Genomic DNA, 22,527 nt, shown 5'->3' with positions numbered 1-22,527 from the left:
TTCCGCTGGGGATGTAAGATTTAGGAACAAGATATGAGGAGGTCGTTTCATTGACGGATACAATCGTGAATCGTTTAAATCGCATCATGGCAAACATTAAACCGCTGAGCGTGGAGGTGCAGAACGAAACAGCCGCTTATTTGGATACGCTGACGAAGCCTCCGGGCAGTCTGGGCAAGCTGGAGTCGCTAGCGATCCAATTAGCGGGGATCACAAGGAATATGAAGCCGTCGTTCACCCAAAAATCCGTCGTTGTCATGGCTGGTGATCATGGAGTCTGTGAAGAAGGAGTCAGCGCATTTCCGGCTGAGGTAACGCCCCAGATGGTCATGAACTTCCTGAATGGCGGAGCGGCTGTGAATGTGCTGGCCCGTCAGGCGGGGGCAAACGTGCATTGTGTGGACATCGGTGTTGCGATCGAGCTGAACCATGAGAAGCTGATGTCGCGGAATGTCGGCAGAGGAACCGCCAATATGGCCAAAGGGCCCGCGATGACAAAGGAAGCGGCACTGCAGTCCATTGTAACCGGTGCTGAGGTAGCCGCCGAGTTGGTATCGCAAGGAACGCAAATGTTCGTGACCGGGGAGATGGGCATTGGGAACACGACACCGAGTGCGGCGATCTTCTCCGTTCTGTCCGGCAAACAGCCATCTGAAGTCGTGGGCAGGGGAACCGGCGTAACCGATGAACGGCTGCTACATAAGATTCGAGTTGTGGAACAGGCTATACAAGTTAATCGACCTCATGCCGATGATCCCCTCGACGTGCTCGCCAAAGTTGGAGGTTATGAAATCGGCGGGTTGGCTGGACTGATTCTGGGTGCGGCTGCCCATGGCTGTCCCGTTATCATTGACGGCTTCATATCCAGTGCGGCGGCGCTGGTTGCCAAATGCATCTGTCCGGACGCCCTCCCCTATATGATTGCCTCTCATGTTTCGCATGAACAGGCACATGTTCTTCTGTTGAAAGAGCTGGGGCTGCATCCGATGCTGCAAATGGACATGCGTCTTGGCGAGGGTACAGGCGGAGTACTGTGCCTGCATCTGGTCGAGGCGGCGTGCCGAATCATGAATGAGATGGCGACGTTTGAGAGCGCCGGAATCAGCGGAGGGTCCATATGAGCCATCGTGGAAGCGTGTTGGTAACGGGTGGGGCCAGAAGCGGGAAGAGCTCATTCGCGGAGAAGCTGTGCATGAAGCGCTCGGAGTCCGGAACGTACGTGGCGACTGCGCAAGCCTATGACGATGAGATGAGGGAGCGGATCCGAATTCATCAAGGCCGTCGGCATGATTCCGCCTACGGTTGGGAGACGGTCGAGGAGCCTGTCGCCCTGCCGGAACTGCTGGATACGCTGGGCCAATCCCAACCTGATGCCCCTGCGGTGGTAGTGGACTGCCTGACGCTGTGGCTTACGAACGTGCTGTTGCAAGCCGAGCCTGAAGGAAGTGCCGCAATGGAAGAACGGCTGAGACTTCAAATCGGCAGACTGGCAAGAGCGGTGCAGGGTTATCCGGGAATGGTCATTCTGGTAACAAATGAAGTGGGGTCGGGGATTGTTCCGGAATACCCGCTAGGCCGAATATATCGCGACTGGGCAGGGATTATGAATCAGAGGCTGGCCCAGGCATGTGATGAAGTGTTTTTGGTGACTGCGGGAATTCCGATGGAAATCAAGAGCAGGGAGTATCGCATATGAGCAAGATGATCGAAGCGGCTGCGGCCGCTTTTCAATTTCTATCGAGGCTGCCGGTGCGGAGGGAAATTCCTTTTACGCCGGAAGTGCAGCAACGGAGCGTCATTTTTTATCCATTGGTAGGGGCGGTTATCGGTATTATCGTTGCCGGATTGGGACTGGGCCTAAGCTTTGTGCTGCCTTCTTTTCCTGCTGCTGTCATTCTGCTGGTTGTATGGGTAGCGCTGACGGGAGGGCTGCACCTCGATGGCTGGATGGATAGTGCTGATGCGCTGCTCAGCCATCGTTCGCGTGAGAAGATGCTGGAAATCATGAAGGATAGCCGTGTAGGTGCGATGGGGGTCATGGCGTGTATGCTGCTGCTCCTTCTGAAAGCTTCCTTGATCGTGTCTGTGTGGGATTTGTCAGCCGGGGCATGGAAACAAGAGGCATGGCTGCTGGTGCTCGCTCCCGTTTGGAGCCGCTGGTTTATGGTCCACGCGATGTATCGCTGGCCGATGGCACGGGGGAGCGAGGGTCTTGCCGCTCTATTTCACGGATTGACCGCCGGAAGGAGATCGATGGCAGGCGTAATGGCCGCCCTGTTAACGCTAGTTATTGTAGGTTTGCTATGGATCACGGCAGGCGAGACTAATCTGGGGATGATTGAAATCGGAGGAACCCTTGTCATACCCATCATCGCCTGGGCGGCTGGAAGTTTAACGGCAGAACGGATGAGCCGAAGACTTGGAGGACTGACGGGAGATACTTACGGAGCGCTTAATGAACTGATTGAGACGATTGTGTTAATATTTGTGGTTCTCCTTTTGAAGTTTACATGATATGATAGTAGAGTGATATCAGTGGTAATCCGATCAACATAGTCGACATAATCCGCATCGATGGGAAACTAACGATTTTTGACAGGAATTTTCTCAATCGGGTAATGATATGTTTAGAGTGGGCTGTAATGGATATGAATACATACTAGCGCACTTATGACATGAGGATGGAGCACATATATCCTTATTTAAAGAATGGGAGGAATCATTAGGATGGAAACGCTTTGGGTTATCATCAATGTCCTTGTTCTGATTCTGCTGGTCGGTATTTTGTACTGGATGCAGAGAAAGCATTACTCGTTTACCAAACGCGTGTTTGCCGGACTTGGATTGGGTGTGTTGTTCGGAGTGGCACTGCAGCTCATCTATACTTCGACCTCCGATGTGGTGGTGAAATCCACCGATTGGTTTAATCTGATAGGATACGGTTACGTTAGACTTCTGCAAATGATGGTCATTCCGCTTATCATGGTGTCGATCATATCGGCCATCATGAAGCTGAAGGGCGGAAAGAATCTGGGCAAAATGAGCGGGCTTATCATTACGGTGCTGCTTCTGACGACAGCCGTAGCCGCTGCTGTCGGGATTACGACCGCGCTGGCCTTCGATTTGTCCGCGGTGAATATCCAGGGCGGTGCTGCGGAGGAGCAGCAGGGTGCCCTGCTGCAAGAGCGGCTCGGGGATGTTGAGGGCCGTACGCTGCCCCAGCAGATCCTGGATTTCATTCCGAGCAATCCGTTTGCCGATATGACGGGGGCACGAAGAACTTCGACGATTGCGGTCGTCATTTTCTCGGCCTTCATCGGGATCGCCGTTCTCGGGTTGGACCGAAAAAACAAGGAGCAGGCGGAAACGTTCCGCAACATGATCTCTGCGGTCTACGGCGTGGTTATGCGCATTGTGACGCTGGTGCTTCGTCTGACGCCTTACGGGATTCTGGCACTCATGGCCAAAACGATCGCCACGACCGATCTTGCGGTGATCATAAATCTGATCGATTTCGTCCTTGCTTCGTACGTGGCTTTGATCGCGATGTTCATTATCCATCTGGTGCTGCTGGCGATATTCGGGTTCAACCCGTTCAAATACGTCAAAAAGGTGTTCCCGACGCTGACCTTTGCCTTTACGTCGCGTTCCAGCGCGGCCACGATCCCGCTTAACGTGCAGACCCAGAACAAAAAGCTGGGCGTCTCGGAAGGCATCGCGAACCTATCGGCATCGTTTGGCGCCACGATTGGGCAGAACGGCTGCGCAGGCATTTATCCTGCCATGCTGGCCGTCATGATTGCGCCGACAGCCGGCGTGGACCCGACCTCGTGGTCGTTCATCCTTACCCTGATCGTGGTCGTGATGATCAGTTCCTTCGGTGTGGCGGGTGTCGGAGGCGGAGCTACCTTCGCATCGCTCATCGTGCTCTCCACGATGAACCTGCCGGTTGCCTTGGCGGGCCTGTTAATTTCCGTCGAGCCGCTGATCGATATGGGACGGACGGCACTGAACGTGAATGACTCCATGACAGCCGGCGTGATTACCGGGAAAGTCATGAATGAAGTGGATAAAGACGTGTACAACGACGACAACATTGAACTGGATATGGTTCAGGCATAACATATCCGTGGGAGCCATCTTGAAGGCATTGTTTCTGCCGGAGGATGGCTCTTCTAGTACATAGAGAAAGCCCGAATACCGTATGTGAAACGGTAATTCGGGCTTTTTTCGTATGCTGAACATTGCATTATCCGAGGATGGTCAGTTCTTTCGGGAAAGAAGTCAACACCTCGACGCCATCCTTGGTTACGATCACATCGTCCTCGATCCGCACGCCGCCTACGCCTTGCAGATAAATGCCGGGCTCGATCGTGAATACAGCCCCCGGCTGCAAAATGTCCTGGTTCAACCCGTGGATGGATGGATATTCGTGAACATCCATGCCAAGCCCGTGCCCCAAGCGATGTACAAAAGCTTGTCCGTATCCTGCGTCGTCAATCACTTTGCGAGCGGCTTGGTCAATCGATCCATAGGTTACGCCGGGCTTTACAGCCTGAATGCCGGCCAGGTTCGCTGCGAGAACCGTCTCATAAATGTTGACGGCTTCGGGCTTCAGCTCGCCTACCGCAAAGGTACGGGTAATATCCGACGCATAACCCCCCGCATACACACCCAAATCGAACATGAGCAGATCCCCTGCTTCAATCCGGCGCGTACCGGGAACACCATGAGGCAAGGCGGTGTTGGGGCCGGATAATACCATGGTGGCGAAGGATGGAGCATCCGCACCCAATTTTTTCATTAAGTACTCCAGTTCTGCCACAACCTCAATCTCACTGACGCCGATTTTGATCTGGGCGAGGCCTTGTGTCAGAACATCCTCAACCAGTCTTACTGCATGCTTGATGATCTTCACTTCATCGGCCGATTTTCGGATTCGGAGATCTCGGAGCACAGCGCCAACATCCTCGATCCGGTTCGCGTTCACATGCTGCTGCAGCTGCTCATAACGGGAGACGGTAAGCTGATCCTTCTCTAGCGCCAGCGTACCGGCTGCGCCTTGAAACTGCTGCTTCAGCAAGAGATACGGATTATCGGTATCCTGATGCGTGACAATATGCTTAACCGTTGAAGCAGCCTCGGCTGCGTCTGCATCCAACGCCGGTACGATCAGCACCGGATCATTCGCAGAGGAGAGGAGCAGGCCCAAAAAGCGTTCATGGGGATCACTCGCAAATCCGGTCAAATAGTAAACATGCTTGGGGTCAGTTACCAGGACATGATCCCAGCCCTGTGTATTCATGGATTGTAGCAAACTTTGCATTCGTTCATTCATCCTGTTCATTCCTTTCTTAATCCGAAGACGGTTGTCACACCATTAATGTTAGGGTATCGCGTTCAATCGCGTAAGTAAAGTGGAGGGACTTGGCGGATGGCTTGTATTCGTTCAGATTTCACTTTATTTCTCGTTGATCTCGATTATGTATGTGCTGGTTACTATTTTATTCCCGGTATTCGAACCCGAGACGTGGAATTTGATTACGGATAAAACGTCACCGGGTTATAATCAAGCGCTCATCCAGCTCATCATATTTGAGACCGTGTTTAATGTGATATTTGTTATCACCGCAGTCATCGCATTATTTATACTTTATCGCAAAAAAAAGGCGTTTCCCAAATTGATGATCGGTTATATATCATTTAGTTTGCTGGTAAGCATCGTGGACTATGCTGCTGTTAGCCAAATTGAAATTATGGCTCAGGGGGATAACGGGAAATTCATGAGTGAATGGATCCGGTCGTTATTATACGCCAGTATCTGGATCCCGTATTTCATTCGCTCCAAGCGTGTGCGAAACACCTTCGTAAATTAACGCCTTGAAAAAATAGAAGCGTTTTTTCGCTGCCTCTTGTACAATAGATCTCGTACAAAAAGATTACGCATCTATTCGGAGGTAGGGCATCGTGACGCATCAATATCGTATCGATTATGCCGTCAAAGAGGATTTGCCGGCCATTGTGGACATTTACAATTCGACGATCTCAGGCAGAAAAGTAACCGCCGATCTGGAGCCGGTCACGGTGGAGAGCCGTATACGCTGGTTTGAAGAGCACAGCAACGATTTTCGTCCGCTGTGGGTTATGCGGTCCGATGACGGGATGGTGGCATGGATGAGCTTTCAATCCTTTTATGGTCGTCCTGCCTATAACGGCACAGCTGAGATCAGTATATACGTAAACGAGAAATATCGCGGCATTGGTGCCGGCAGCATATTGATTCAGAAGGCAATCGAGGAGAGTCCGCGCCTTCGCGTCAGTAATCTGGTCGGATTTGTATTCGGTCATAATGAACCAAGCCTCAAGCTGTTGAAGAAGTTCGGCTTTGAACAATGGGGGCTTCTCCCCGGGGTTGCGGAGCTTGACGGCATCAAGCGGGATTTGGTCATTGTAGGTCGTGCCGTTTAAGTGTCGATTCGTTTAATGGATTGATTTATGCTGTTCTTTAAAGTAGCAGACTAACCTATAAAAAAGCTGTCCCTCCGGTAAATGAGAGGACAGCTTTTTCATGGTGTTATGATATTGACAGGAAGCATTCGCGCTGTATATTTGGATATGTTTAATTTCTTGATATAGTATAAGGGGCTTTAAGTTCCAGAGGAAACGGGAGGTTATATTCGATATGAACACAAACATAACCAATATGAAGCCGATACGGTTTCTGGAAGGCGAGCGGATCTACTTGCGTCCCTTTGGAGAAGAGGACACCGCAGCGTATTTTCAAACGCTGTTTAATCCTGAAACACGGAGGCTGACCGGGACGAAGCAGGCTTTTACGATGGAAGGGGTGCGTCGGTATATCGAGGAGAAATCCGGTAATCATGACACCATCCTGCTGCTGATCGCTTTATCGGATAACGATCAGATGATTGGCGACATCGCGCTGCAGGATATCGATTATGTGAACCGGAACGCCAACATGCGAATCGCCCTTGATAATGGTGAGCATCTTGGCAAGGGGTACGGACCGGAAGCCATCAGGCTTTTGCTCGAATACGCTTACGGAATCCTTAATCTTCATCGGATCGAACTGCAGGTGTTTGATTATAACAAGCGTGCCATCAAGGCATATGAGAAGGTGGGCTTCAAGCGCGAAGGGGTTCAGCGAGACGCTTTGTACTACCAACATCGTTACCATGATTCCATTATAATGAGCATGCTGGAGGAGGAATACAGGGCGCTGTACCATCAAGGGCAATAGCATCCTGGCTGCCTGAACCATGAAGTTGCGTGCAAACCATTCGTGGTTTTCTGCATTCCAAACCCTTGCCGCCATCTAGTACGCTTGGGGTAATGTCGGATGTAAAGGATGTGCGTGATTTGAAAACAGAGATTCATATATATCAAGCGGAACGGAAGGATCTGGACAAGGCAGCCGCTCTGTTTAATCAGTATCGTCAATTCTATAAGCGGGAAGCTGATTGGAATGGGGCCGAGCAATATATCAGGGAGAGGCTGACCCAAGGCGATTCCGTAATTTATTTAGCGGATTGCAATAGCGGGGGAACCCTGGTCACGGCTGGCTTTCTACAGTTATATCCATCCTTCTCATCGCTATCGATGTCCAGGTTGTGGACCTTGAATGATCTGTACGTGGATTCCGAATATCGCGGGCTTGGTATCGGAAGGAAACTGCTCCATCAAGCCCAAGCGCACGCCCTTCAGACCGGAGCCAAGGGGCTGACCCTGTCCACGCAGCTTCATAACGTGCCTGCTCAGCATTTGTATGAATCCGCAGGGTATGTGCAGGATGAAGAATTTGCGTATTATTATTTGGATTTATCATAACGCAGGGTCATCAATAACAAACAAAGACGATACCTCCTTCCGGAGTATCGTCTTTGTTTGTTATTGATATATCGAGCGTATTTTGCGGAAAACCTCAACCCGGGCTATTTTAAGTTCCCACATCTGGTCCAGCAGCTTCCGCTGCATATCTTGATCATCTGTTGCTTTCAGTTCATTGTACAGGGCAAACATGCGGTCATTGATTTGGTTCACGCATTGCCACAGCTCTTGTTCCGTGCATTCCTCCGACTTCACTTGGTTCTCGCCCTGCGGTTCCTGCAAGTGATGAAGTGTACGAATAATGTCTGCTTGCCACTTCCGATCTTCTAAGCGAATAGCCAAACCGAGAAGATCCAGATAATCATCGAGGGTCAGAGATGTCGGTTCTTTATCGCATTGATCCAAGTTGAAAGCCCCCTTAGCAAACTGCTAATCATCTTTATACCAAGTATTATACTTGGTATTGTGAGTTTTTCAAGAGGAAAAATAACGAGTATATTGTGATAAACATGCTTTCGCTTGTTGCAACCATGCGAAGGAATCAATATAGTTAAATGTGACCGTATTTTTCCAATCCAAGGAGTAATATGAATGAAGGTAATTCTCGTAGATGACGAACCGTTGGCCTTGAAATATTTAGAACGTCAGCTGTTAAAACTGGATACCCTGTCTATAGATGTAATAGGTACATATACGAATCCCTATGAAGGACGAAACGAAATACTTGCAAGGGACGTCGACATCGTGTTTTTGGACATCAGCTTGCCGGAATTGAACGGCATTGAGCTGGCAGAGCAGCTGCTTGAGCAGAAGCCTCATCTCTGTATTGTATTTGTGACGGGGTATCACGAATATGCAGTCACCGCGTTTGAATTGAATGCTGTAGACTATATTGTTAAACCTGTCCAGATGGATCGAGTCGCCAAAACGATGGAGCGTTTGCGAAGCCGCATAGCTTCCAGGCCGGAAGAGGTCATGGAGCCCCATCGTAACATTCGGATGACAATGTTTCGCCAGGTTATGATCGAGCAGCCGAATGAGCAGGGGCAATTCGCTCTGCTTCATTGGCGGACGACCCGGGCTCAGGAGATATTCATCTATTTGCTTCAGCATAGAGGACAGCTTGTACGAAAATCGGCATTGATCGACATGTTATGGCCGGAGTTTGATATGGATAAAGCCTATCCTCAGCTGTACACGGCCATTTATCATATCCGAAAAACACTGGAGCCTTTTGATACCCGATTCCAAATCACCAACACGACGGAAGGCTATGTGCTGAATATCGAAGGCGTGCAGCTGGATATTGAGGAGTGGGAGAACTGGTTGATGTCAAATCCCTCCGTGTCGGCCGAGTCCATTGAAGGACATATTGAAATGATGAAGTTGTACACGGGAGACTATCTGCAGGAATATGACTATTGGTGGGCAGAAGGGGAGCGTCAAAGGCTGAAGGAGCTGTGGCTTAGCGTTTCTTTGTCCATGGCGGAATGGTATGTGGATCAGGAACGCATCGATGAAGCCATATTATGCTACTTCTCGATCCAGAGACAGCACTCCCTGGAGGAGAAGGCTTATTTTTCATTGATGAAAATATATGCTTTGCAGGATAACCCAGCCCAGGTGCACCGTCAATTCAGTCTTCTGTGTCAGGTGTTAGAAGATGAGATGGGCGAGGAGCCCAGCCCTTACATTGTGAAATGGTACGATGAATGGAGTAATGGAATCCAAGTCACTAATATGAAATAGATCTAATAGCCAAGCCCGCATACGATATGAAATCACCGGTTGTTCAACCGGTGATTTTTTGTATATTTCTGCCCGAATCTGTGGTCCTTCCGGTGGTTGTTCAGAAATTGTAGAGGATGGTCTCCTATACTATGGAGTGAACCATAACAATCGGGAGGTACATGATTCGGTTATGAAATTCATTCGGAAATTTAAGGAATCTTCGCTGCATAAGGCCATGGGTTTGGAGCTTGGAACGTTTCGGGAGATCGAGCTTGATGCGGAGAAGGACCTCCAGCATTGCAGAGGTTTCTATGTTCACTTCAACGGCAAGCGGATTGGCATCGTTGCTACGGATGAGGGTCCGGTATTTCTGTGTGGTCAGGAAAAGTACTTGCTGGATGACCGTACCGTTCATTTTTTGTTGCAAAAAAATGCCGAGGTTAACACATTTATCTTCATGTGGGACGGGGGAGTGAAACTCCAAATTCCCTATTTGCGGTCGTTAATCGAGTACAACGGAAAATGGGTGGATGATTCAATTTTCGACTTTTTTTCGTGGATCTATGAAGCATCCGGGAGAAAAAGATTCTACTCTTACTATACGGTGAAGTATGTATCCGCTGCGGAATTATGTCCGCACCAGCCGCTGCAGCGTCCGGGCAAGACCTTATCGTTTGTATAGGGGCCGGACCCGGCCCGTTTATTTATTGGACTTTATGGAAAAGGAACAGACAACAGCTCCGTAACGATGTAAAATAATGGACAGTTATGTAGTGTTGTTGATTTTTTTACAATATGTTAAAAGGGACTGTTATTATTGTCGACCTATTCCAACTTGAAATCGAAACCGATCTCCGGCAGCAGGCTGCTGGGGATTACTTTTCTGTTTATTGTCATCTTACTTTCCGTGCGGTTGGCGTATTTTAAAATCATCATGATCCCTGAGGAAGTTCCGTTTCAGCAAGGCGTGCTGGATCTTCGGGATTGGCAGGCGGATTCACGCAATACGGTCGCGCTGAACGGGGAATGGGCCTTTTATCCGAATCAGTGGATGGGCCCGGATAGATTATCTCAAGGGGAGCGGCAGCCTGTCGCCGATCCGCGCTGGATACAGGTTCCCGGTCCATGGGAAGGCGTAAACGAGAACGGGAACCAAATCGGCTTTGGAACCTATCGTCTCAAGCTGCTCATACCGGAACGTAACGTAGCTTACGGCCTTTGGATTACCGATATCCGTACGGCCTATCGTTTGTATGTAAACGGCGAGTTATTGTACGAATCCGGTCATCCCTCCGATGAGCCGGAGACCCATGTGGCAAGAATCGTACCCCATGTCGAACTCATCCCTCCGGCTGCCAATGAAGAGCTGGATATCATCCTGGAAGTGAGCAATTATCAATATGCCGATTCAGGCGGCATCAAGCTGCCGATCAAATTTGGGACAGCTGAAGCGGTGATGAAGGGGAAAGCGTTCTCGGAAAACATGCAGCTGCTGGTGTGCATTGTGCTATTTCTTCATGTCATGTATGTCTTCATTCTGTATCTAATCGGCTATCGGAACAAAGGCCTGTTTTATTTTGCGGCTCTTATCCTGTTTACGCTGCTGGCTACGCTGGTTGACGATGATAAGCTCCTGCTCGTTTGGCAGCCGGCTATCCGTTTCGAATGGTCAGTGAAGCTTAAGGTTGTTGCTTATGTGGCTATATCCTTATGTTTGATTCTGTGCACCAAGCACTTGCTCCGACCGAAAATCAAAGAAGGATTTTACCGGGCCTATACGATCTTTGTGGTTTCGTATGCCGTCGCCTATTTGCTGCTGCCGTTTCATCTGATGGTGCATCTCTCTACTTATTTATCATTAGTATTAATAAGTTCGGTGCTGTTCCTGCCTTCGATTGCCAGGAAGGCGGTCAGCGAGCGGACGGAAGCGGCCATATTTATCTTGCTGTCGGCGGTTGCGGTTTCCTGCAACATTATCCTAAGCGGAATTTTAAGGTTTCGGTATTTTAAGGAGCTGCCTTATTACCCGATTGACCTAATCGCTGCGTTTCTCGGATTTGCTTCCTTCTGGTTTATCCGGTTTGCCCGAAACACTGTGGTGCTGAGGGAACAGGCAGAGGAGCTGCAGCGGGCAGACAAGATGAAGGATGAATTTCTGGCCAATACGTCCCATGAGCTGCGAAATCCGCTGCATGGCATGATTAATATGGCGCAAACGCTGCTGGAACGCAAAGGGAGTTTACTTCAGCAAGAGGATCGCAATCACTTGGAGCTGATTACCGGCATTGGCAGGCGGATGTCGCTGCTGTTGGATGACTTGCTGGATGTTTCGTTATTGAAGGACAAGCGGATCCGGTTGAATGTGCAGAGCATCCATCTCGGTTCGGCTGCACAAGGCGTGCTGGATATGCTCCGTCCGATGGCGGAGGGCAAGCGAGTCGAGCTCGTATGCGAGATCGCGGATGACTTTCCCAAGGTATGGGCGGATGAAAGCCGCTTGGTTCAGATTGTATTCAATCTGATTCACAACGCAATCAAATATACGGAGTCAGGCCGGATCGCGGTGACTGCCGATGTCGTTGATGGAAGGGCCTGCGTCCACGTTCTTGATACGGGGATGGGGATGGACGAAGAGACGTTAAGACGGATATTCCTTCCCTATGAGCAGGGAGATTCCAGCTTTGCCGCGGCGGGAGGCGGGTTGGGGCTTGGACTGAGCATCTGCAAGCAGCTGGTTGAGCTGCATGGAGGAGAACTCTCGGTGTCATCGGCTCCGGGACAGGGGAGTTCCTTTACGTTCACGTTGAAAGTGGACGATATGATGAGGCAGGAGAATACGGATAAACAGGAGTTTATTGCGGGCTCCTCGGCTTCAAATTCAGAGAAAGAGAAGGAGAGGCTATCTAACATGTCAGATAAACAGGATGATGCCGAATCCGAGGCTAAGAAGCTTTCTCGTCAAACCGATGGCAGGCTGCTTATCGTAGATGACGATCCGGTTAACCTAAAAGTTATCCATCATTTGCTTGAAGACGAAGGGTATCAGATCGTGACCGTTACCCGGGCTGAGGAAGCCCTTCAATTATTGGAGCAGGGAGAATGGGATCTCATCATATCCGATGTGATGATGCCCCAGATGTCAGGATATGAATTGTCCAGGACGATTCGGCAGAGGTATATGATATCGGAGCTTCCGATTCTGCTGCTAACTGCAAGAAACCGGCCTGAGGATATCCATATGGGCTTCATCTCCGGAGCTAACGATTATTTAATAAAACCGGTGGATCATCTTGAATTAAAAACAAGGGTACGCGCACTGCTGGAGCTGAAGCGGTCCATTAAAGAACGGCTGCATATGGAAGCGGCTTGGCTCCAGGCTCAAATCCAGCCGCATTTTCTGCACAATACCTTAAATTCGATCGCTTCTCTTAGTGAGATTGATCCTTCCCGGATGATTGCGCTGATTGGAGAATTCAGCCACTATCTGAGAGCCAGCTATGATATCAGCAATTTGGAGCGTTTTATCCCGTTGGAGCAGGAGCTTGGCTTGGTTCGCTCATACCTGTACATCGAGGGGGAGCGGTTTGGGGAACGGCTGCGTGTCCGTTGGCATATTTCCGAGGAAGTCGCTGTTCAGCAGTGGAAGCTTCCCCCTTTGACCATGCAGACGATTGTGGAAAATGCGGTCGTTCACGGGGTATTGGCGCGGACCCAGGGAGGCACCGTAACCATCCGCATCGTAAGTGAAGCTGAATCCGCCAAGGTCATTATTGCGGATGATGGTGCCGGGATGGATCCCGAGAAGCTTCGTTTGATGCTGGGAAGCGGACAGCGTACCGGCAAGGGAGTCGGCCTTATGAACACGGATCGGCGTTTGAAGCAAGTCTATGGGCAAGGGCTCATGATCGACAGCACAAGGGACAGAGGAACCACGGTGTCGTTTGTCATCAGGAAGATGGCATAATGAAAGCCTAAGCCTATTAAACCTATAGTCTATGAATCTTGGACGAATCCTTGAGGTATGGGTTAGGATGGAGAGATAATGATCCATGTACATTATTCCTAGGGAAGATACGGAGACGTAGTTAGTTGATGGCAAAAAATAAAACTTACGTAACCGAATTCCCGGTCTTGAATCCGGATCAACCGTCGCGCTCTTATTACCCATGAATATCACCATTTTCCCGAAAGAGGGGGAAATGACAGCACCGATTCAATCATATAAACGTCGGACAATCGATGGGCAATATGCGCTGATGATGTGCAGAATGCGCTGATGATGTGCAATATGCGCTGATGATGTGCAATATGCGCTGATGATGTACAGAATGCGATGATGACTGTGCGATATGCGCTGATGATGTGCGATATGCGCTGATGATGTGCGATATGCGCTGATGATGTGCAATATGCGATGATGACTGTGCGATATGCGCTGATGATGTGCAATGTGCACTGATGATGTGCAGAATGCGATGATGACTGTGCGATATGCGCTGATGATGTGCGATATGCGCTGATGATGTGCAATATGCGCCTGATGACTGTGCAGAATGCACTGATGATGTGCAATGTGCACTGATGATGTGCAATATGCACGGATGATAGGCAATGTGTACTGATGATGGGTGATATGCACGGATGATGGGCAATGTGCACGGATGTATGCGGACAGGAGGTCCGCTATTTTCCAACAACTGTGCCAAATTCAAGGCTTTGCTGACACCTAATCCGTTATTCTCGGCTTTTCCCTATTTTATGGTGTAATATGCCGGCAATAGCGGAACACGTGTCCGCTTAACCTTATGTTTAGCACCTTTGCTTACAAATAGCGGAATCACGGTCCGCACGGAGTTGATCTAATGCCTGTGCACCGAGCGCGCTGCTGCCTGTGCCCGTGGGCACTGCTCCCTGTGCGCGCTGCTGACTGTACAACGTGGCACTGCTCCCTGTGCGCACTACTCCCTGTGCGTACAGTTCTCTGTGCGCACGTTGCGTGGCCCGGGGTATGCTTCCGATGGCCGTCGACCTTATGACAAAGAAGCCATCTCTTGAAGCGACGTAAAGATCAACGGAAAACGGGTGGATCATCAGGCTCTGGTGATTATAAATCCGTCAGAAGATATTAAGTTTCCTAAAGTGAAAATAATCGATCATTTTGGCTCAATCAACGGGATACGTTAGTTGAAATGACAACCGCGGCGGATCAAGACTTTTTACTTTGAATAAAGGTGGACCTCATGATCTCTTCTTTCTTAGTTACGATTTATAGTGTTTTCCTGCCCATATCGCTGCCCGTCATCGGCGGAGCACTGCTCAAGCGGTTTAAGGGCATTGAAACCAAGGGGCTTTCGGCCCTGTCTTTATATGTGTTGAGCCCGGCTCTGATCTTCGAGACGCTGGAAAAGGCTTCGATTACCTCGAATGAAGTCACGGTAACGGTTGCATTTTGCTTGTTGAATGTGATCGCCCTATGGGCGCTGAGTGCCTTCGCCGGTAAAATGCTGAGCTTGTCCCAGACAGAGAAATCGGGGCTCGCCTTGACCACTATTTTTACCAACAGCGTGAATTACGGGCTTCCCCTCGTCCTGCTTGCCTTCGGGCAAGCAGGGCTGGATAAAGCTTCTGTGTATGTCATCGTACAGATTATCATTATGAATACATTAGGGGTGTATCTGGCAGCGAGATCTCATTTTTCGGCTGTAAAGGCGATCAAATCAGTGTTTACTCTCCCCTCGGTCTACGCGGCGGCACTCGCCGTACTCTTCCGGCTGACGGACTTTCAGCTTCCAGAAGGGTTGAATACCGGCGTTTCTATGCTGTCCGCGGCTTATGCGCCGCTGGCTCTTGTCATCCTAGGAGCCCAGATGGTGGGGGTTCGTGAGAGCGGCGCTTCCGCCGTCTCCAAGCGTGGATTCTGGTCGGGCATGGCGATGCGAATGCTGGTGGGCCCATTGGTGGCATGGGGATTGCTCGCGATTTTATCCATTGAGGGAACATTATTTGCGGTTATCCTGATTTTGTCGGCGATGCCTGCAGCCGTGAACGCGGTAATCCTTGCCGAAGAATACGATGCCGCACCCAAGTTGGTATCCAGGTGCATTCTGTGGACTACACTGGCTTCCTTTATCGTTCTGCCTGCCATGATCGGTTTTCTCTAAGCCTGCCATCTCCTGCCTGAAGATTGGTTCAATCTCAAGACGTGTGTGTAAAGAGTAGTAAGCGTCAAGAGATACCATCATCTGCAACTAAAAGAATCGGATGGAGGTGGAGACTATGAGCAGGCAGCGTGACCGAGACGTGGAGATCGAGACCCGTAATATCGAGGAGCGTAACGACTCCAGCAGGGTAGCATCTACGTTGATTAAGTATGTTGCTTATCTGATTATTTTCTTTGGATTCTTGTATTTCCTTATCAAATACGTATTTCCGATGTTCTAAATGGAGCAGATGGTATTCGTTAAAAAGCCTCCCTTTCGTGGAACGCGAAAGAGAGGTTTTTTATCATGGATCGGCTTTTTTTATATCAACTTCACCTTCTAGTCAGGCGATTCACCTAGCCTGGAGTGATGAGCTTTACTTCGCAGCTGGGATCATCAAATCTTCCAGCTTGGTCTCTTCATCAGACCAGTTGGCGAGCAGTTCTTGAATATACCGGATGTCCGAATCGTCCGGATCATAGAAGTAATCGCCGCGGATCACTAAATCTTTTCCCTTCAGCATGTAATTCTCAAATGTAGGTGGGGAGTCATTAAAAAATAGGTTTTCGGCCAGATTGAGAATGAAATCGGAGTTTAAGTCCATCGTAAGATTGCCGCCTCCGATATGAATCAACTCCGGGATTTTCGTTATATTTTTCAATTCGAATACCCGATCCATTAAGGAGTTGAGGAATATGCGCTGACGCATGGTGCGGTTGAAATCCGAATCTTCCCGGTATCTGACATAATTTAATGCATCTGTGCCATCGTAAATCGGCTTGTTGGGCTCGATCCGCAATTTGATGTGACTCGCCTTCTTGTTCTCGATGACTTTATCGATGGGGAGTTTAATCCCGTCCAACGCATTGACGATATCCGTTAATCCGTAGAAATTGATGGCCGCATAATAATCGACAGGGTGCTGAAACAGATGCTCAACCGTATCAATGGCCATTTTGGCGCCGCCGTGGGCGTAAGCGGAGTTGATTCTGGAGGTGACTCCCCTGCCGATGACTTCGGTGTATGTATCCCTGGGAATGGAGACGAGCAATATTTTATTAAGGTCTGGCCGGATGACAGAGTAGATGATCGTGTCGGAGCGGGCAGGCTCGTCCTCGCGTTGATCAACGCCCAGAAGCAAGACCGAGAATGGTTTCGTTGCCTCGGCAACAGGCTCGGACGAATCAGGATTGTCAACAGGTTTGTAGGACCGGTCCAGCGTATGTTTGATATCTTTCGCGAAAAAAGCATGAAACACCATCCAGGACAATTCTTTTCTGAAAATATAACCTAGTCCGCCTAAGAGAATCAGTATAGATAAGGATATTCCTATCCATTTTTTGAGTTTGATATGGTGTTTAGATTTTCGAGGACGTCTGATAGGATACGTTTCGTTTCGATTTTGGCTGGGATCCATGGATTTCCTCCTTGAATGTTTTGGGATCATGCAGGGATGCTGGATTATGTTTAAATAGGGTTAATTTACCAATACATTTGTGATAATTATAGTGAAAAACTCAGGAAAATCAACATAAAATTACATTATATCCCATATATTTTGAAATTTGTATATGTAACACCTGATTTTGGGTTATAGGACAGCGGCTTCACCGTTGACTTTAGGGGTTAATGTAACTATGATGGTTACATGCTAATCATCTGAAGATTTGGTCCGTCAGGAGGGGTCACATGAACATAAGCAGCCGATTTGCAGTGGCCATTCATATTCTCTCCGTGCTGGAGATGAATAAGGCTGGCGTCAGTACCTCAGATTATATTGCGGAGAGTGTGAACACGAATCCGGTGGTTATCCGGCGCATTGTAGGCATGCTGAGCAAAGCGGGCCTGGTCGAGGTTAAACCTGGCGTAGCGGGAGCGAAGCTGGCAAAGCATCCGTCCGAGATTACGCTGCTGGATATTTATCATGCCGTTCATGTTGTGCAGGAGGATTCCCTGTTTGGCATTCATGCGAATTCAGACGCGAAATGTCCTGTTGGCAAACATATTCAAACGGCGATCGTTCCGGTTTTTTCAGCCGCCCAGAAGGCCATGGAGAACACGCTGCATGAGGTGGATCTGGAAGAAATCGTCCGGAAAATTTATGCCTCTGCGAATGAAACATCAAATGAATAAGCGAAAATCACACGCTCGATCCTATGTAGGATGGGCGTTTTCTTTTGGCCAACCATTGGAGACACTTTGGTTCACCTGTAAATTACTGGATTTGACAACGAGGCCGTCCTGTAACTATAATGATTACAAGTAAGATGTAACTGATTTGATTACAAGTTGAGCCTCTCGTTGACCTGAATATATGTAATGAACAAAACAAACAACAATTCAAGGAGTGAGAATATGACAGCTATTATACATCCATCCACAAAGCTCGGACCGGTCTCTTTGCGGATCAGTAATCTGGCACAATCCGTACGCTTTTATACGGAAGTCGTCGGTTTGAAAATGCTTCGCCAGCATGGCCGTATTGCCGAATTGACGGCAGACGGGAAGCAGCCGCTGCTGATTGTAGAGGAGATTCATGATTTGGTAAGACCGCAGACCCGGACGGCAGGTCTATACCATTTTGCGATCCTGGTTCCGAATCGGGAATCGCTCGGGCTTGCGCTTGCCAACCTGATCGCGCATAACATTCCTGTCGGCCAAGGCGATCATCTGGTCAGCGAAGCATTGTACATTAATGATCCGGACGGAAACGGCATCGAGATTTATGCCGACCGACCAAGGGATACCTGGAAGCGTGATGCCAAAGGAGAATATGTGATGACCACGGATCCTGTTGATGTTGAGGGGCTGCTGGCTCTCTCCAAGGACAAGGAATGGTATGGACTTCCTGAAGGGACCGTTATCGGGCATGTACACTTCCATGTGTCCGACCTGCACGATGCCCGCGTATTTTATTGCGATGTTCTGGGTTTTGAGCTGACAGCCCATTATGGAGGCGCTGCGTTGTTTATATCCGCAGGAGGATACCATCACCATATCGGGCTCAATGTTTGGGCAGGACTCGGTGTACCGAACACTCCACGGAGCGCTGCGGGTATGGAAGATTATACGATTGAGCTTCCGAGCCATGAGGAGCTTGAGGCGGTAACCGGCCGTATCCATGAGGCGGGGCTGCGTCTGGAGCAGCGCGATGGTGTCTGGGCCGTTCAAGATCCCTCGGATATCTGGATCCGATTGGTTGTTGCTTAAATAATAAAAGTCGAAGAGGCCTGTCCGCTATGTTAGCGGGCAGGCTATTTTTATGAGCTATCCGTTATCTTTATCAAGGAAATTATATCCGGTCTAATTCCTCCAGCGTCCGAAGCATGAACTCCAATATATTCGGGATATCTCCCATCTGTTCTTCGTTGATCCTGCGGGGAAAGCGAAGCTCGATCGTGTTGTGGAGCGGTGCCGGATCATCGCTGTAGGTGTACCGTAACGTTTGCAGCGGCGGAAGCTCCGGATTCCATATCTCCTTTATGATCTTGGTGATAGCCGGACAAGCTATGGAAGCATCAGCGATGTTTTTATGAAAGCGGAGCTTCAGCTCGCAGGCCGGCTGACCCTCCGGAATTTCCAAAATCTCGGCCGCCAAATCCCGGAGCCCGGTCTCCAGGCAAATTTCGGCCGAAGTCGTGGATTGCGCAGCCAGCTCGAACCGGAGGCTAAAACTTCTGGACAACGTCGCCATATCCAGAAGATCCTTTCGATCGGTAACACGAATGATTTCATCGAGGTTGTCGAGGTCGTAGACCGCATTTTCGATGCCAACCTTTAAATTTTCGAATATTGTCGGGTCAAACATGAGGCACATCCTTTGAACATCATAATGACATACATACGATTGGGAATAATATATCACAATTCAGGTGTTGAAGGGCAACATACTGGGCCTATGAGCCGCGATCTCTCCGCGTGATTTCCTTCGTTTTATAACAGTATTGCCTTAATCGTATCATGTTGACCCACGCTCGATTTCCAATTTGCGTAGAACCGAAAAATCCTAGGAGCAGCAAGATTGACCCACGGGTAAAAGTCATGATAGGATGAACACGAATAACAGTAAAAATAAATTTACCGGTAAAATATATGGAGGTGTTAAAATAAAAATGACGGGTATCTATAAAATTAAAACCCATGAACAGCTCAAAGCGATTGCCGATCCACTGCGTACTAAGATACTGATGAATCTCGTGAAGGATGCCTACACTGGACAGCAGCTAGCCGAGATACTGGACATTACACGGAACAATATCTATTTTCATCTGAAGGAGCTGGAGAAGCACGGCATCATTCATGTGGTGCGGAAGGAAGAGAAGAACGGTATCGTGCAGAAATACTATCGTGCCGTCGCAAGCCGCTTCATACCGGAGGATCATTTGCTGCCAAGCCTGGATTTGGTGGAAACGTCCAGACAGGTATTTATGGAGACGCTCGAGGTTACCCGGACGAAAATCGAGAACGCACCGGCCTCCTCTTTTACCTTGAACAGCGCGAGCGAACACCACAGGAAAAACATTGCGGGAACCTACCGCTTTCATGCAACAAAGGAGAGCTTCCATGCTTTTGTGGACGAGTTCAAGCAGCTCATGAATAAACACTTCACGATGGAGACGGCCGAAACAGGCAGTACGCCTTTGTCCGCAGAAGAAAAGAATTACTATATGTCGTTGATCGCATTTCAAGATGATCAGGAGGATATCACCGTTCGATAATCCTTGATGGGGGAGTAGTACATATGGAGAATAATCAATATAACGTCGTTATCGATGATGCATGGTTTACCGTATCGCAGCTGGATGAAGCCACGTTTGCAATCAGTGAATACGGACATTGGGAGAAGGTGCATTCGTTTCTGTTGATAGGGGACGAGCGTGCTGCATTGATCGATACGGGCCTCGGCATCGACAACATGAGGCGGATGACGGATCAGCTGACGGATTTACCTATGATCGTGCTAACCACGCATGTTCACGCAGATCATATCGGCGGTCATGGGCAGTACGGGGAGATTTATGTGCATGAGGCTGAGGAAGACTGGCTCGTCAGCGGCATTCAGAAGCTTTCCATTGAACAAATCCGCAAGGACATATCACGCGATATCACGAGGCCGGTACCAGCTTCCTTTGATCCGGCAACCTATACCCCTTATCAGGGGCAGCCGACCGGCCTGCTTCGGGATGGAGACGTCATCGAGCTTGGCGGACGAAGTCTGGTCATTTACCACACACCGGGCCATTCTCCCGGGCATATCGCGGTATTGGATACAAACCGAGGTTACTTGTTCACAGGGGATTTATTGTATGATGAGACGCCGGTATATGCTTTTTATCCAACGACAAGTCCGGAGGATCTCGTAAACTCACTGGAACGGATCGCGAATCTCGGTGGCGTAAAGCGAATTTATGGTTCTCACAATACACTTGGACTGGACCCGGCATTGCTGGCCGTGGTTCAAGAGGCGGTTCGAGAGCTGCGGGAAAAAGACCTTGTCCGATTTGGAACGGGCATTCACCGGTTCAACGGATTTTCGGTTCAATTTTAATAGCACCGTCATAAGAAAGAGCCGCCTGCAGATCCGAAGTAATCTGGATCCGGAGGGCGGCTTTTTTTACGCAAAAACGATTCTCTCAGGGGATAAGCTACTTCCACATGTTGATGAGCATCTCGGCGTGGTACGACAAATCCATCCGCGCTCGGTGCTCAGGTAGATCCGGAGGGCCGAGCTGTCTGTGGTCCGGACCACCAGTTCTTCTCTCCAATCACCGAAAACTTTCATTGTATGGAACATTAGAGAATGACAACATACAAAAAAACAGAGTTTATTCCGGTAGCCATACATAAAAAAGAGAAGTTCAATAAGCCTTGCACCGATGGGTACAGGGCTTATTGACCCCATGCTTCATCCGGAACTCCGAGCAATTAGCGAACGGCTTGATCTCCCACAGTATGGCTGATGGTGTGTCATATCGGGCAGTAACATTCGGTCACTTCTTTGGGAAGGCGTGTCATATGACATTTTGACACTGTTGCACATGACAACGAGTGCAGTAGGATACAGAAATATCAAGTTCATAAGACATGAAAGGAGTCTAATCTATGAAGAAATGGCTGAGGGAGTACCTGCTAAACTTTTGTTTTTTGATGCTGACTTTTGGAACTGGAGTGTTTTACTTTTGCTACTATCTTGTAGGCCTTGTATTTGGCTTCAGCATGAGTTTCACCCTGATCGGGATACCGGTCCTCACCTTTGTCATGCGAACGTCACGGACCTTCATGAATTACGATCGGATTCAGGCGAAGTTTTATACGGACATAACGATCGAACCTGTTATGAAGAGAACATCATCCGGCTCCTACTGGAGTCAGGCTAAAGTGGAGCTGTCCGACATCCGAAATTGGAAAGCCGTATCGGTGCTCATGCTGAAGTTTATCGTTGGCATCGCTAGTTTGTTCAGTGCCGTTATCTTCTTTATCGTTCCCATTCTATGGATATTGGCCCCATGTATCAGTTCCTTTGCGGATATCAACGTAGGACATATTCGCATCGATACCTTGCCCAAGTCCCTGCTTATGATGGGAGTCGGCCTTCTGTTTGCTTATGCAGGGTCATGGGCGGCTAAGGGAGCGGCGAGATGGACAGGCCGGTACACGCAGTGGATGTTTTCGGTTTGGAGGTAGACACACTGTTGGGGCCGTGTCATATTAGGGAGGAACCGTGAAGGAACTGCAGGGAGTGAAAGCT

Annotated in this window: 22 protein-coding genes and 1 pseudogene; 18 read left to right on the top strand and 5 right to left on the bottom strand. The window is 49.2% G+C overall.

The features are described from left to right. Positions 1-50: 50 nt before the first annotated feature. The 4 genes from cobT to PAEVO_RS19335 all read left to right on the top strand — a co-directional run bounded on the left by cobT (position 51) and on the right by PAEVO_RS19335 (position 4,122). A complete protein-coding gene (cobT, locus tag PAEVO_RS19350) occupies positions 51-1,121 on the top strand; it encodes a nicotinate-nucleotide--dimethylbenzimidazole phosphoribosyltransferase (RefSeq protein WP_100539007.1) in 1,071 nt (356 codons plus the stop codon). After that, a complete protein-coding gene (gene cobU, locus PAEVO_RS19345; protein WP_100539006.1) occupies positions 1,118-1,696 on the top strand; it encodes a bifunctional adenosylcobinamide kinase/adenosylcobinamide-phosphate guanylyltransferase in 579 nt (192 codons plus the stop codon). Before cobT ends, cobU begins: the two co-directional genes overlap by 4 nt. Beyond that, positions 1,693-2,514 carry an adenosylcobinamide-GDP ribazoletransferase gene (gene cobS / locus PAEVO_RS19340; protein WP_100539005.1) on the top strand — a complete coding sequence of 274 codons (822 nt, stop codon included), beginning with the start codon at positions 1,693-1,695 and terminating at the stop codon, positions 2,512-2,514. Before cobU ends, cobS begins: the two co-directional genes overlap by 4 nt. Before the next feature lie 213 nt (positions 2,515-2,727). Beyond that, positions 2,728-4,122 carry an L-cystine transporter gene (locus PAEVO_RS19335; protein ID WP_100539004.1) on the top strand — a complete coding sequence of 465 codons (1,395 nt, stop codon included), beginning with the start codon at positions 2,728-2,730 and terminating at the stop codon, positions 4,120-4,122. A 127-nt stretch (positions 4,123-4,249) separates the two neighbouring features. On the opposite strand, the gene PAEVO_RS19330 is transcribed toward PAEVO_RS19335, so the two are convergent. Further along, entirely contained in the window at positions 4,250-5,338 is a 1,089-nt protein-coding gene (locus tag PAEVO_RS19330; RefSeq protein ID WP_100539003.1) for a M24 family metallopeptidase, read from the bottom strand. Positions 5,339-5,417: 79 nt separating this feature from the next. On the opposite strand from PAEVO_RS19330, the gene PAEVO_RS19325 reads away from it, so the two are divergent. From PAEVO_RS19325 to PAEVO_RS19310, 4 genes are all read left to right on the top strand, one after another. Further along, positions 5,418-5,876: a DUF2569 domain-containing protein gene (locus PAEVO_RS19325; protein ID WP_165789686.1), complete on the top strand. Its 459-nt coding sequence runs from the start codon at positions 5,418-5,420 to the stop codon at positions 5,874-5,876. Positions 5,877-5,967: 91 nt separating this feature from the next. After that, positions 5,968-6,468, top strand: coding sequence for a GNAT family N-acetyltransferase (locus PAEVO_RS19320; protein WP_100539001.1), 501 nt, complete (start codon positions 5,968-5,970; stop codon positions 6,466-6,468). A gap of 214 nt (positions 6,469-6,682) precedes the next feature. After that, positions 6,683-7,261, top strand: a complete 579-nt coding sequence (locus PAEVO_RS19315) for a GNAT family N-acetyltransferase (protein WP_100539000.1) — start codon at positions 6,683-6,685, stop codon at positions 7,259-7,261. 110 nt (positions 7,262-7,371) lie between these two features. Next, positions 7,372-7,848: a GNAT family N-acetyltransferase gene (locus PAEVO_RS19310; protein ID WP_100539517.1), complete on the top strand. Its 477-nt coding sequence runs from the start codon at positions 7,372-7,374 to the stop codon at positions 7,846-7,848. A 60-nt stretch (positions 7,849-7,908) separates the two neighbouring features. Here PAEVO_RS19310 and PAEVO_RS19305 read toward each other — a convergent pair whose 3' ends face one another. Further along, positions 7,909-8,253, bottom strand: a complete 345-nt coding sequence (locus PAEVO_RS19305; protein ID WP_100538999.1) for a hypothetical protein — start codon at positions 8,251-8,253, stop codon at positions 7,909-7,911. A 186-nt stretch (positions 8,254-8,439) separates the two neighbouring features. Between PAEVO_RS19305 and PAEVO_RS19300 the strand changes: the two genes are divergently transcribed. From PAEVO_RS19300 to PAEVO_RS33890, 5 genes are all read left to right on the top strand, one after another. Continuing rightward, positions 8,440-9,597, top strand: a complete 1,158-nt coding sequence (locus PAEVO_RS19300) for a response regulator (protein ID WP_100538998.1) — start codon at positions 8,440-8,442, stop codon at positions 9,595-9,597. Positions 9,598-9,769: 172 nt separating this feature from the next. Continuing rightward, complete coding sequence (locus PAEVO_RS19295; RefSeq protein ID WP_100538997.1) at positions 9,770-10,261, top strand: hypothetical protein; 492 nt, start codon at positions 9,770-9,772, stop codon at positions 10,259-10,261. A gap of 153 nt (positions 10,262-10,414) precedes the next feature. Continuing rightward, positions 10,415-13,543 (top strand): hybrid sensor histidine kinase/response regulator, encoded by a 3,129-nt coding sequence (locus PAEVO_RS19290; RefSeq protein WP_243390823.1) that lies wholly within the window; start codon positions 10,415-10,417, stop codon positions 13,541-13,543. Positions 13,544-14,819: 1,276 nt separating this feature from the next. Then, positions 14,820-15,740, top strand: a complete 921-nt coding sequence (locus PAEVO_RS19285; RefSeq protein WP_100538995.1) for an AEC family transporter — start codon at positions 14,820-14,822, stop codon at positions 15,738-15,740. A 115-nt stretch (positions 15,741-15,855) separates the two neighbouring features. Further along, positions 15,856-16,020 (top strand): hypothetical protein, encoded by a 165-nt coding sequence (locus tag PAEVO_RS33890; protein ID WP_164817510.1) that lies wholly within the window; start codon positions 15,856-15,858, stop codon positions 16,018-16,020. 135 nt (positions 16,021-16,155) lie between these two features. On the opposite strand, the gene PAEVO_RS19280 is transcribed toward PAEVO_RS33890, so the two are convergent. Next, on the bottom strand, positions 16,156-17,040 hold the full coding sequence (locus PAEVO_RS19280) for an LCP family protein (protein ID WP_347708120.1): 885 nt from the start codon (positions 17,038-17,040) through the stop codon (positions 16,156-16,158). 428 nt (positions 17,041-17,468) lie between these two features. On the opposite strand from PAEVO_RS19280, the gene PAEVO_RS19275 reads away from it, so the two are divergent. Both PAEVO_RS19275 and PAEVO_RS19270 read left to right on the top strand, forming a co-directional pair. Further along, positions 17,469-17,912, top strand: a complete 444-nt coding sequence (locus PAEVO_RS19275) for an Rrf2 family transcriptional regulator (protein ID WP_100538993.1) — start codon at positions 17,469-17,471, stop codon at positions 17,910-17,912. Positions 17,913-18,134: 222 nt separating this feature from the next. Then, positions 18,135-18,989 carry a VOC family protein gene (locus PAEVO_RS19270; RefSeq protein ID WP_100538992.1) on the top strand — a complete coding sequence of 285 codons (855 nt, stop codon included), beginning with the start codon at positions 18,135-18,137 and terminating at the stop codon, positions 18,987-18,989. A gap of 82 nt (positions 18,990-19,071) precedes the next feature. Here the strand turns inward: PAEVO_RS19270 and PAEVO_RS19265 are convergent, their stop codons facing one another. Further along, positions 19,072-19,587: a hypothetical protein gene (locus PAEVO_RS19265; RefSeq protein WP_100538991.1), complete on the bottom strand. Its 516-nt coding sequence runs from the start codon at positions 19,585-19,587 to the stop codon at positions 19,072-19,074. Positions 19,588-19,891: 304 nt separating this feature from the next. Here PAEVO_RS19265 and PAEVO_RS19260 point away from each other — a divergent pair, with 304 nt between their 5' ends. Continuing rightward, complete coding sequence (locus tag PAEVO_RS19260; protein ID WP_100538990.1) at positions 19,892-20,497, top strand: winged helix-turn-helix domain-containing protein; 606 nt, start codon at positions 19,892-19,894, stop codon at positions 20,495-20,497. A gap of 23 nt (positions 20,498-20,520) precedes the next feature. Next, positions 20,521-21,327, top strand: a complete 807-nt coding sequence (locus PAEVO_RS19255; protein ID WP_100538989.1) for an MBL fold metallo-hydrolase — start codon at positions 20,521-20,523, stop codon at positions 21,325-21,327. A 150-nt stretch (positions 21,328-21,477) separates the two neighbouring features. Here the strand turns inward: PAEVO_RS19255 and PAEVO_RS34895 are convergent. Beyond that, positions 21,478-21,555 (bottom strand): annotated as a pseudogene (locus PAEVO_RS34895) (rhamnogalacturonan lyase family protein); the annotation flags it as partial. A 326-nt stretch (positions 21,556-21,881) separates the two neighbouring features. Here PAEVO_RS34895 and PAEVO_RS19250 point away from each other — a divergent pair. Further along, positions 21,882-22,463 carry a sensor domain-containing protein gene (locus PAEVO_RS19250; protein WP_100538988.1) on the top strand — a complete coding sequence of 194 codons (582 nt, stop codon included), beginning with the start codon at positions 21,882-21,884 and terminating at the stop codon, positions 22,461-22,463. Positions 22,464-22,527: the final 64 nt, after the last annotated feature.

Origin of the sequence: Paenibacillus sp. GM2FR, from assembly GCF_002803325.1 — a bacterium.
GTDB classification, from domain to species: domain Bacteria; phylum Bacillota; class Bacilli; order Paenibacillales; family Paenibacillaceae; genus Paenibacillus_AQ; species Paenibacillus_AQ lautus.
This window is presented reverse-complemented; position numbering and strand designations above follow the sequence as displayed.

Coding starts and splice junctions, on each gene's coding strand:
- PAEVO_RS19330 (WP_100539003.1), bottom strand. CDS start 5,338: ATGAATGAACGAATGCAAAGTTTGCTACAATCCATGAATACACAGGGC.
- PAEVO_RS19285 (WP_100538995.1), top strand. CDS start 14,820: ATGATCTCTTCTTTCTTAGTTACGATTTATAGTGTTTTCCTGCCCATA.
- cobU (WP_100539006.1), top strand. CDS start 1,118: ATGAGCCATCGTGGAAGCGTGTTGGTAACGGGTGGGGCCAGAAGCGGG.
- PAEVO_RS19270 (WP_100538992.1), top strand. CDS start 18,135: ATGACAGCTATTATACATCCATCCACAAAGCTCGGACCGGTCTCTTTG.
- PAEVO_RS19265 (WP_100538991.1), bottom strand. CDS start 19,587: ATGTTTGACCCGACAATATTCGAAAATTTAAAGGTTGGCATCGAAAAT.
- PAEVO_RS33890 (WP_164817510.1), top strand. CDS start 15,856: ATGAGCAGGCAGCGTGACCGAGACGTGGAGATCGAGACCCGTAATATC.
- PAEVO_RS19280 (WP_347708120.1), bottom strand. CDS start 17,040: ATGGTGTTTCATGCTTTTTTCGCGAAAGATATCAAACATACGCTGGAC.
- PAEVO_RS19300 (WP_100538998.1), top strand. CDS start 8,440: ATGAAGGTAATTCTCGTAGATGACGAACCGTTGGCCTTGAAATATTTA.
- PAEVO_RS19255 (WP_100538989.1), top strand. CDS start 20,521: ATGGAGAATAATCAATATAACGTCGTTATCGATGATGCATGGTTTACC.
- PAEVO_RS19315 (WP_100539000.1), top strand. CDS start 6,683: ATGAACACAAACATAACCAATATGAAGCCGATACGGTTTCTGGAAGGC.
- PAEVO_RS19275 (WP_100538993.1), top strand. CDS start 17,469: ATGAACATAAGCAGCCGATTTGCAGTGGCCATTCATATTCTCTCCGTG.
- PAEVO_RS19250 (WP_100538988.1), top strand. CDS start 21,882: ATGAAGAAATGGCTGAGGGAGTACCTGCTAAACTTTTGTTTTTTGATG.
- PAEVO_RS19335 (WP_100539004.1), top strand. CDS start 2,728: ATGGAAACGCTTTGGGTTATCATCAATGTCCTTGTTCTGATTCTGCTG.
- PAEVO_RS19295 (WP_100538997.1), top strand. CDS start 9,770: ATGAAATTCATTCGGAAATTTAAGGAATCTTCGCTGCATAAGGCCATG.
- cobS (WP_100539005.1), top strand. CDS start 1,693: ATGAGCAAGATGATCGAAGCGGCTGCGGCCGCTTTTCAATTTCTATCG.
- PAEVO_RS19260 (WP_100538990.1), top strand. CDS start 19,892: ATGACGGGTATCTATAAAATTAAAACCCATGAACAGCTCAAAGCGATT.